The following is a 9,628-nucleotide window of genomic DNA, read 5'->3' as shown; positions in this document are numbered from 1 at the left end:
GGCCGGTTCACGCGAACTCGCACCCAAGAAAAAATACTGGCACGAGCATATCAACTTCTTCACTGAGGAGGCCGTGCGAAAATTGATCGCCGGATGCGGGCTGGAAGTCGTCGAGCTTCATATTCGACCCATCTTTAGTCTATCGAGTATTACCCAAGTTCTATCTGTCGTCTGCAGATTGCCTTTGGGCGTGGTTAAGCCTTGATTATTGATATTTTGCTTCAACCGTTGAGCCAACGCCCGGCGGGGCGTAGGGGGCTCGATAGAAGTGTATAAAATCGAATGCGCGCTAGCCGACAGTTTCTTCCAGCCGATGGCGCAAACGCCCCTGCTGACCGTTGTGGTGCCAACGTTTCAGCGACCTGACGAACTCTGGACATCTGTCAACAGCATCGCGAGCCAGATCGTTGGCGAGTTGGTTGGAAAGGTCGAGATAATCGTCACCGACAACGCGTCCGGACCGGAGACTGCTTCCGTTCTGAAGCGCCTGGCGGCGGCTCATCCCTCGGTGAGCTATATGATCCATGCTAAAAACGAGGGCGGCGCCTTTCAGGTTTACGCCGCGCCCCATCGGGCGCACGGTCGCTGGACCTGGGTCTTCGGTGACGACGACGCGCTGAGCGCCGACAGCCTTGGGAAAATTGTCGCCGTATTAGAAGTGGAGCAGCCTGAATTCCTCACTCTTGACCGTCAAGTCTGGAATAAAAGCTTCGACATTATCGTGAGTGCAAGGAAACACGGTATTGAAGACCAAAAATTCAAAACATTTATTCACCTTATAAATTTCTTTGGATTTGATCAACTTAGTTTTTGGTCTTCACAAATATATATGACATCCATTGCCGCCAGCGTAAGTGCGGATCATTTCATAGAAGCTGAATGTTGCTACAGTCAAATAGCTTATTATCTTCACGCCTTCCATGATAAAGCCGCATATTATTTTTCAGAGCCCGTTGTTCGTCATCGATGGGACGCGAGCGCAAGCAGTGTGCACGCTCGGAATTTTCACCATTTGGCGACCCACCTACCGATGTTGATCCAGAGGGTGTCCAACAAAATCGGCCTTGACGATGGGCTTTTCGAACGGATCAACGGGCGAAGATCGATCCAGGGTCCCGAAACGCGACGTGTGACTTTCGTCGACAACATATTCGAGAACCTTTGGCGATGCGTGGCGCTGGGAACCGTCATCTCCGAGGAGGAGTGGGACGCTTTAAATCTCCTCAGCAAGGCGTGGAGGCCGGACGGCTCTGAGCAACTGCAAGCTGTAAGGGATTTTCACGACAAGATGAAGGATAGTTTTCAAGCGTACACGAGCGCCATTAATGAATTCCGGCAAGTATTGTCCACGGCGGAATTGGATATCGCTTCAAGCGACCGGGAAGCGATGGAGACTGCAGTCCGTTCACTTGCGGCGAATATCGACGCTGCGAGAAAGCTGGCCCTTCAAATTTCGCATGCATTTAACTGAGGTGCTGGCGATCCGCCTGGCATTTCTTGGGTCTGGAAGTGACACCGTTCCAAATATCGCGCCTGCGCGTCACCAATGGATGGCGGTGGTTTAGGGGGCCGGTAGGAGAGAAACTAGACGAGACGTCCCGGAGCCGCCAGGGGACTACCGGCTCGGCCAGAGCTGCAGGATGGTTTTCACCAGCTGTTCCAGGTCCGCCTTCGGAACGCCGGAACTCGCCTGCACCGCCATCCCCTGCAGCACCGTGATGAGATAGCGCACCAGGCTGGCGGGATCGACGCCGTCGCGGAGCTCGCCTTCGGCCTTCGCCCGTTCGAAACGCTCCTGTAGGGCGGCCTCCGACGAGGCGCGGCGGGAGAGAATCTCGGCCTTGATGGAATGGGCTTCCGGCCCGCAGGCGACGGAGCTGATGACGTTGAGGCATCCACGGGGACCGGAGGTGCTGGTCTGCATCTCCAGGGCGCTCGTGAGCATCCGGGCCGCCACGTCCCGCGCGGTCGGGGCTTGCAGGGCGGCGCTCATGAAGGCCAGCTTCTCGCGCTCGTACAAATCCAGCGCCTTGCGGAACAGCGCCTCTTTGTTGCCGAACGCCGCGTAGAGGCTCGGGCGCGTCACGCCCATGGCCTCGGTCAGGTCGGTCAGCGAAGCGCCTTCATAGCCCTTGCTCCAGAACACCCCGAGCGCGGCGGACAGGGCGGCGTCCACGCAGAACTCGCGCGGCCGGCCTCGGACGATCGTCACGTCTTGGACTTCCATACCAATCAATATAGAAGGTCGCGGCCCCGGCGTCCACCGCCGAAAGGTCGGGGTTGATGATGGGCTCGGAGCCAGCCCTCCCGAGCCAAATCCATTGATCCGAATTGACCGTACCAATCGGTATAGAAAGTGCTTGACGTATTTTCGAACCGGCCATATTCCGTACCGGACGATACAGAAGGGGGTTTGGGCAGGTTGTCCGTAACGCCCACCAGGAATTCAGCCGATGATCAGTGACACCCGATTTGGTCTTCCTCTCGCCTTCTCCGACGCGCTTCGCGCCGCCAGTCGTTCGCGTGCGGCGACGGCTACGGGCGCGCGTCTGCAGGGGGAGGGCGCTGCGGCAGGACTGCTCCGCTCGCGGGGTGGACATGCCTGGCGGGCAGCGGTGGCGGGCATGGTGATGGCCGTGGGTTTCGGGTCGCAAGGCTACGCCGCGACGTCGAGCTTGGAAGGGCGTTGGACCATGGCGAGCCGAAGCTCGAGCTTCCAGGAAAGCATCACCGGACCCGCGCCCGACACGGCGATCGTGACCGTGACCCAGGATGATCGAGATCGCCTGGTCTACGATCTGGTCGAGAGCCGGCGGGGGGCCGAAGTCGCCCGAGGCGCTTACGATATCTCGTTCGCGGGCGCGCCATCGACCAGCCAGGTCGACGGTTCGGTCCTTGAGGTGAGCGCGGCGCGCGATGCGCGCGGCGATGTCGTCATTCGTGCGCCGGCCGTCGGGACTTCTCAGGCGACGATACATGTCCGGCGAACCGGACCCGACACCGCGCTGCTCGAGCATGACATCGAGGGAGCGGATGGGGCGACGACCCTGGAGGCGATATCCCTGGTTCGGGTCGGCTCGTCTTCGAACTAGCTTTGTTTTTGGAAGCGATCTTTCATTTTACAGAAGGCCTAAGTCCGATGGGACACTACGAATTAAACCTGGAACAACTTTTGGCTGACCCGCTCATTCGCCTAGTGATGTCGAGCGATGACGTCCACGAGAGCGATATCCGCAACGTCATGAAACGCGTAAAGCCAAATCCCATGGCGCTCAGGAGCAACCGTTCCAGGTCGTGGGATAGCCTGTCCGAATCGCGCTGCTGACAATCCCGGTAAGCGTCTGTCCCACGGGCGATGCCTAAGGTGTGCCGATCGGTATTAGGGGCGGCTGGCCTCGGATCATGTCGGCAGCTTTTTCGGCGATCGCGGTCACGGCGGCGTTGATGTTGCCGCCGACCATGTCGGGCATGACCGAAGCGTCGACCACCCTCAGCCGCTCGATTCCGCGCACCGTTAGAGTCTCGTCGACCACAGCGTCTGGGTCCGTGTCCGGTCCCATCTTGCAGGTGCCTAGGGGATGGTGGGCGGTGGAGGCCGTCGCGCGCGCATAGGCGTCGAGATCGTCGTCGGAGACCTTGCCCGGCCCTGGCGACAACTCCGCCGCCACGAACGGCGCCAAGGGGGCTTGCCGGGCGATATCCCTCAACAGTCGCAGCCCATCGCGGATCGTCTTGCGGTCTTTCTCGGTCGCCAGGAAGTTCTGGAAGATACGGACAGGCGCCTGCGGATCGGCCGATGCGAGTTGCAGGTGGCCCCGGCTTTCCGGGCGCAACAGCACGGCGCGGGTGCTGAAGCCGTCCGCGAAGGGCTTGGAGAACGGCGGCATATAGGGCTCGGCCCCCAGGGGCGTGCTGCGATAGAGCATCTGGACGTCGGGCAGGGCGAGATCGGGCGATGTCTTGAAGAAGCCCATGACGCCGCTCGGCAGTTCCGTGGCTCGGCCGACGCCGAACAGATAGGCGCGGGCGAGTTCGACGGCGATCCGGTCGAGACGCATCAGGGATACGAAGGGCCCGGCTTCGGCGCGGCGGTATTCGATGCCGACCGACAGGTGGTCTTGCAGGTTCCGCCCGACGCCGGGCAGGGCCGAGGCGACCTTGATCCCGAGCGGCTCCAGCGCGGCGGGATCGCCTATGCCCGACAGCATCAGCAACTGCGGTGAGTTGATGACGCCGCCGGCCAGGATGACTTCCCGGCGCGCGCGGACCACGCGCGTCTCGCCGCCCCGCGTGTAGGTGACGCCGACCGCGCGACCGTTCTCGATATCCACCCTGGCGACGTGAGCGTTGACTTCCAGGGTCAGGGCGCCGCGCCGACGGGCGGGCTTCAGATAGGCCGTGGCGGCGCTCAGGCGGCGACCGTTGTGGATGGTGGTCTGGGAGCGGCCGAGCCCCTCCTGCTGGGCGCCGTTGTAATCGTCGGTCAGCGGGAAACCGGCCGCCTGGGTCGCGGCGACATAGGCCTCGGTCAGCGGGTCTTCGTATCGGGTGAACTTGGTGTGGATCGGGCCGTCGCCGCCGCGAAAGGCCGTCTCGCCACCCTCCCAGGATTCCTGGCGTTTGAAGTAGGGCAGCATCTGCGCGTACGACCATGCGGGCAGGCCGCTCGCCGCCCAACGGTCGTAGTCGCCGCGATTGCCGCGCACATAGCCCATGGCGTTGATCGAGGACGAGCCGCCGATGACCTTGCCGCGCGAGCACTCGATACGACGGCCGTTCAGGTTGGGCTCGGGCTCGGTGAAATACATCCAGTCGTGCAGGCGGTTCTTGAGAATGCGTCCCCAGCCGAGCGGGATGTGAATCCAGGGGTCGATGTCCCAGCCGCCGGCCTCCAGCACCAGGACGCGAACATCGGGCGTTTCGGTCAGGCGATTGGCGAGGCAACAGCCCGCCGAGCCAGCGCCGACTATGATGTAGTCAAATTCCAGACCCATAAAAATGTTTCCAGATTGAAGTCTTGAATTGTTATTATTCTTTGATGTGTTCGGTTATTGCTTATGGTTCGATCCATCTGTCCCCTAATGCGGGGGACATGCCCTGGGGTGGTTTCGACTACCCTCCACGGCGCTCAAGCCGGGAAGCGGGCATGAACGACAGCGCGAAATTCTATATCGATGGTGAGTGGGTCGCCCCTGCGGTCCCACGGCCTTTCGATGTGGTCAGCCCCGCCACCGAGGAGATCGTCGGGCGCATCAGCCTCGGGTCGGCCGCCGATGTCGATCGGGCGGTGGTCGCCGCGCGCCGGGCCTTCGCGACCTACTCCGAAACCAGCCCCGCCGAGCGCATCGCCCTGCTGCAAAGGATCATCGCCGTCTGGGAGGCGCGCAAGGAAGACCTGGCCCAGGCGATCACGACGGAGATGGGCTCGCCCATCACGTTTTCGCGCGAGGTGCAGACGGTCGTGGCGCTGGGCCACTTCAAGGAGATGGTCGAGGTCCTGTCGACCTATGAATTCGAATACGCCATGGGCGGCTCGCTGATCCGTAGGGAGCCGATCGGCGTGTGCGGGCTGATCACGCCATGGAACTGGCCGCTGAACCAGATGACCTCCAAGCTGGCCTCTGCGCTGGCCGCCGGCTGCACGGTGGTGGTGAAGCCGAGCGAGGTGTCGCCGTTGAGCGCGGTGCTGTTGACGACCCTGCTGCATGAGGCCGGCGTCCCCAAGGGGGTGGTCAACCTGGTCAACGGCGACGGCGCAGGCGTGGGCGAGGCGATCTCCGGCCATCCGGACATCGACATGATCTCCTTCACCGGCTCGACCCGCACGGGCGTCCTGGTCGCCAAGTCGGCGGCCAACTCGGTCAAGCGGGTGGCGCAGGAGCTCGGCGGCAAGTCGGCGAACCTCATCCTGCCCGGCGCCGATCTGGCCAAGGCGGTGCCGGCGGGCGTGCTGCGGTGCTTCACCAACGCCGGCCAGTCCTGTCAGGCCCCGACCCGGATGATCGTCCAACGCCAGCATCGCGACGAGGTGATCGCCTACGCCGGGATGGCGGCGGGACAGGTCCGGCTCGGCGATCCGCGCGACCCGAACACGACCATGGGGCCGTTGGCGAGCAAGGCCCAGTTCGACAAGGTGCAGGGCCTGATCGAGAGCGGCGTGCGGGAAGGCGCCTCGCTGGTCTGCGGTGGGCCGGGTCGCCCGGAAGGGTTCGGGGGCGGCTATTTCGTGCGCCCGACCGTGTTCGCCGACGTGACGCGGGACATGACCATCGCCAGGGAGGAGATCTTCGGCCCGGTCCTGTCGATCCTGAGCTATGACACGGAGGACGAGGCCATAGCGATCGCCAACGACAGTCCATACGGCCTTGCCGGATACGTCCAAGCTGGCGACGTGGAGGACGCCCGTCGGGTCGCGAAGAGAATCCGGGCGGGGCGTATTTACATCAATGGCGCCCAGGCGGATCGCGGGGCGCCGTTCGGGGGTTACAGGCAGTCCGGCAACGGACGGGAACTCGGCGTTTTCGGCCTTGAGGAATATCTCGAGATCAAGGCCATCGCGGGTTGCCGGACGGCGTAGCAATCTTCGAAAGCGGCCCGCCCATGCGTACCTTCGCTTCCTGGTCCGATGCGGGCCGTTGCGCCGTGATCGCCGGCTTGGCGCTGTTGGCGCTGTGCTCGCCGCGGTTAAGCCGTGCAGCGCCGGCGAGCAGTCCCCCGGCCGCCAAGATCGAAAGCGGAAGGCTTCAAGGTGTCCGCGAGGCCGGCGTCGATCGGTTCCTGGGCGTCCCCTATGCCGCGCCGCCCGTTGGCGATCTGCGTTGGCGACCGCCAGCGCCGCCCAGGCGTTGGGCGACGACTTTGCAGGCGACCCGCTTCGGCGGGACCTGTCCGCAGGCTCCGCGCGGGGTCTTCGCCAGTCCCAGCACGAGCGAAGACTGTCTCTACCTGAACATCTACACGCCAGCCGGCCGCGTTCCGCGAACATCGCCCAAGCCCGTGATGGTCTGGTTTTACGGCGGCGGATTGTTCAGCGGCGAAAGCAACGACTACGACGGGTCCAGGCTGGCGCGCGATGGCGGCGTTATCGTGGTGACCCTGAACTATCGCATTGGCGCGCTGGGGTTTCTCTCGCATCCGGCCTTGAACGCCGAGGGTCATCCCTTCGCCAACTACGGGATCATGGACCAGCAGTTCGCGCTCCGCTGGGTCCAGCGCAATATCGCGGCGTTTGGGGGCGATCCGCGCAACGTGACCATCTTCGGCCAGTCCGGCGGTGGGACCAGCGTCATGGCCAATCTGGTCTCGCCGACCGCCGCCGGGCTGTTCCAGCGGGCGATCAACCAGAGCGGCACCCACGTCGAACAGATCGCCCCGGCCATGGCGCTCAAGGCCGCCGAGGCCTTCGCGGCCAAGGCCGGTTGCGCGGATCAGACGGCCGTCTGCCTGCGTGCGCTCAGCGTCGATCAGGTGTTGCAAAGCCAGGGGCCCATCATCCCCGTCGTGGCCGCCGGCTTCCCGGTCGCGGACGGGACGGTGATCACCCACTCTCCGTTCGAGGCGTTCGGCTCGGGCCAGTTCAACCGTGTACCGATCCTGACGGGTCTGGTGGCCGACGAGCAGGCCTTTTTCCTGGACGAGCCCAACACCGGCGTGGTCCTGACGGTGGACGGTTTCGACCGTTACCTGCAGTCCTTCGGTGCGGAAAACGCCGCTGCTCTGACTGCGACCTACCCGGTGTCCGCCTACCCGAGCCCGAGCGAGGCCGAAATCGCTGCGGCCCAGGGCTACAAGGTCTGCATGGCGCGGACCCTGGACAGGATGTGGAGCCTCCATACGCCCGTCTACGCCTACCAATTCGACGACCGCGCTACGCCCTCCTACTTTCCCAAGGTGAGTTATCCGATGGGGGCCTTTCACACGGCCGAACTCGAGTTCCTGTTCCCGCTGTTTCATGGCGGCCAGGGCGCTTCCCATCCGCTGAGCCTGCCCGAGGCCGTGCTTTCGCGGGAGATGATCGCCGACTGGTCCAGCTTCGCCCGCACCGGCATGCCCAATGCGAAGGCGCATCCGGGCACGCCATGGGCGCCTTACACGCGAACAGCGGACGACGTGCTGTCTTTCAATACGCCGCAATCGCGCATGGAGAGCCGGTACGGCGACGGCCATCACTGCGAGGTGTGGGATAAGATCATCGCCGCCCACAAGGGCGCGGGTTGATCTAGCGGCTTGAGGTCTTCGCCACTTGGAAAAGCTCGGCCTGCGCGCGTCGAGCCAAGGGCGGCCAACACCGCTCGAGGCTGTCGGCCGAGCGTGCGTCCGGTATAGGCTCCAAGCATGGATCAATCCTTCGACAAGCTCGGCGCCACCGAGGCCAGGATCGCAGCCCTCGAGGCCGACAGGGACTACTGGCGGCGACAGCACGATCTGGTCATGGCGGACTGGAAGGCCGACTGCGACACCTACGAGGCGCGCTTGGCCGAGGGTATGCCAAGGGCGGCGACGCCGAGCCCGCCCTCGTCGGCCATACACGCTTTGCGCGACCTCCTGCGATTCTACGATCCGCATGCGGGCGCCGTGCGTGGCCAGTTGGACGGCGAGTTCCTGTTCGATGTCTTCGCCCGAGCGGCCCGGATGGTGTCCTGATCAATCCGGCGCGCGTTCCGGACCGCGGCTGGAGTCGGCCAACCCGGCGAAGGGGTCCTTGCCGCCGCTGGTAATGTAGCGCTCGATCTCGTCATTGAGCACCGGAAGGGGCACCGAGCCCTGGACCAGCAGGGCGTCGTTGAAGGCGCGGATGTCGAACTTCGGTCCCAGCGCGGCTTCGGCCTTGGCGCGCATCCGCTCGATATCCATCTCGCCCAGCTTGTAGGCCAGGGCCTGACCCGGCCAGGTGATGTAGCGGTCGACCTCGATCTCGATGTCGTGGGTGGCGAGCGCGGTGTTGGTCTTCAGGTAGTCGATGGCCTTCTGACGGGTCCAGCCATAGTGGTGGATCCCGGTGTCGACGACGAGGCGGCAGGCGCGCCACATCTCGAAGGTCTCGCGCCCGAACTCGTCGTAGGGCGTCTCGTACATGCCCATCTCGCGGCCGAGTTTCTCGACGTACAGCGCCCAGCCCTCGCCATAGGCCGAGATGTGGTTGCTGCGGCGGAAGGCCGGCAACCCCTGTAGTTCGTTGGCGATCTGGCCTTGCAGCGAGTGGCCCGGCGAGCATTCGTGCAGCACCAGGGCGGTCAGGTTGTAGAGCGGGCGAGACGGCAGGTCGTAGGTGTTCATCAGGCAGACGTCCGCACCGCCGCGGCCCGAGGTGTAGAATGGCGCTATGCTCATGGGCACCGGATCGATGCCGAAGCGCTCGCGCGATAGATGGCCGATATAGCGGCCGATCTTGCCGTCCTGCTTCTTCGATATCCAGGCCGCGCGCATCAACAGTTCGTCGCCGGTCTTGGCGTAGAAGCGTGGGTCGGTGCGCAGGAACTGCAGGAATTCGGGGAAGCTGCCCTTGAAGCCGCTGGCCTGCATCGTCGCCAGCATCTCGGCGTGGATGCGCTCGACTTCCTTCAGGCCCATGGCGTGGATCTCTTCGGGGCTCAAATCCAGGCTGGTGTATTCCTTGATCTGCGAGCGA

The 9,628-nt window shown here is 63.7% G+C and carries 9 protein-coding genes; 6 read left to right on the top strand and 3 right to left on the bottom strand.

Annotated elements, in window-relative coordinates; genetic code table 11:
- On the top strand, positions 1–205 hold a 205-nt coding region (locus GSQ87_RS22475; protein WP_216839218.1), incomplete at its 5' end, for a class I SAM-dependent methyltransferase.
- A 63-nt stretch (positions 206–268) separates the two neighbouring features.
- Positions 269–1,471, top strand: a complete 1,203-nt coding sequence (locus GSQ87_RS10970) for a glycosyltransferase family 2 protein (protein ID WP_158915482.1) — start codon at positions 269–271, stop codon at positions 1,469–1,471.
- Positions 1,472–1,615: 144 nt separating this feature from the next.
- Here GSQ87_RS10970 and GSQ87_RS10965 read toward each other — a convergent pair whose 3' ends face one another.
- On the bottom strand, positions 1,616–2,212 hold the full coding sequence (locus GSQ87_RS10965) for a TetR/AcrR family transcriptional regulator (protein WP_216839216.1): 597 nt from the start codon (positions 2,210–2,212) through the stop codon (positions 1,616–1,618).
- 241 nt (positions 2,213–2,453) lie between these two features.
- Between GSQ87_RS10965 and GSQ87_RS10960 the strand changes: the two genes are divergently transcribed.
- Entirely contained in the window at positions 2,454–3,092 is a 639-nt protein-coding gene (locus GSQ87_RS10960) for a hypothetical protein (RefSeq protein WP_158915480.1), read from the top strand.
- 267 nt (positions 3,093–3,359) lie between these two features.
- Here GSQ87_RS10960 and GSQ87_RS10955 read toward each other — a convergent pair whose 3' ends face one another.
- Positions 3,360–4,994 carry a GMC family oxidoreductase gene (locus GSQ87_RS10955; RefSeq protein ID WP_158915479.1) on the bottom strand — a complete coding sequence of 545 codons (1,635 nt, stop codon included), beginning with the start codon at positions 4,992–4,994 and terminating at the stop codon, positions 3,360–3,362.
- Positions 4,995–5,146: 152 nt separating this feature from the next.
- Here GSQ87_RS10955 and GSQ87_RS10950 point away from each other — a divergent pair, with 152 nt between their 5' ends.
- The 3 genes from GSQ87_RS10950 to GSQ87_RS10940 all read left to right on the top strand — a co-directional run bounded on the left by GSQ87_RS10950 (position 5,147) and on the right by GSQ87_RS10940 (position 8,643).
- Positions 5,147–6,577 (top strand): aldehyde dehydrogenase family protein, encoded by a 1,431-nt coding sequence (locus GSQ87_RS10950; RefSeq protein WP_158915478.1) that lies wholly within the window; start codon positions 5,147–5,149, stop codon positions 6,575–6,577.
- Between the two features lie 23 nt (positions 6,578–6,600).
- A complete protein-coding gene (locus GSQ87_RS10945; RefSeq protein ID WP_158915477.1) occupies positions 6,601–8,217 on the top strand; it encodes a carboxylesterase/lipase family protein in 1,617 nt (538 codons plus the stop codon).
- Between the two features lie 117 nt (positions 8,218–8,334).
- Positions 8,335–8,643 (top strand): hypothetical protein, encoded by a 309-nt coding sequence (locus GSQ87_RS10940; protein ID WP_158915476.1) that lies wholly within the window; start codon positions 8,335–8,337, stop codon positions 8,641–8,643.
- Here the strand turns inward: GSQ87_RS10940 and GSQ87_RS22470 are convergent.
- Positions 8,644–9,628 (bottom strand): DUF885 family protein (locus GSQ87_RS22470; RefSeq protein ID WP_216839214.1); only part of this gene is annotated, 985 nt, incomplete at its 5' end.

The organism is Caulobacter sp. S45, from assembly GCF_009765965.1.
In the GTDB taxonomy this organism is placed as follows: Bacteria; Pseudomonadota; Alphaproteobacteria; order Caulobacterales; family Caulobacteraceae; genus CAHJWH01.
Note: the sequence above shows the minus strand (reverse complement) of the source record. Positions and strands in the feature narration are given on the sequence as shown.

What these genes read in the sequence shown, in the direction of transcription:
- GSQ87_RS10960 (WP_158915480.1), top strand. Translation starts at nt 2,454, where the DNA reads ATGATCAGTGACACCCGATTTGGTCTTCCTCTCGCCTTCTCCGACGCG.
- GSQ87_RS10955 (WP_158915479.1), bottom strand. Translation starts at nt 4,994, where the DNA reads ATGGGTCTGGAATTTGACTACATCATAGTCGGCGCTGGCTCGGCGGGC.
- GSQ87_RS10950 (WP_158915478.1), top strand. Translation starts at nt 5,147, where the DNA reads ATGAACGACAGCGCGAAATTCTATATCGATGGTGAGTGGGTCGCCCCT.
- GSQ87_RS10945 (WP_158915477.1), top strand. Translation starts at nt 6,601, where the DNA reads ATGCGTACCTTCGCTTCCTGGTCCGATGCGGGCCGTTGCGCCGTGATC.
- GSQ87_RS10940 (WP_158915476.1), top strand. Translation starts at nt 8,335, where the DNA reads ATGGATCAATCCTTCGACAAGCTCGGCGCCACCGAGGCCAGGATCGCA.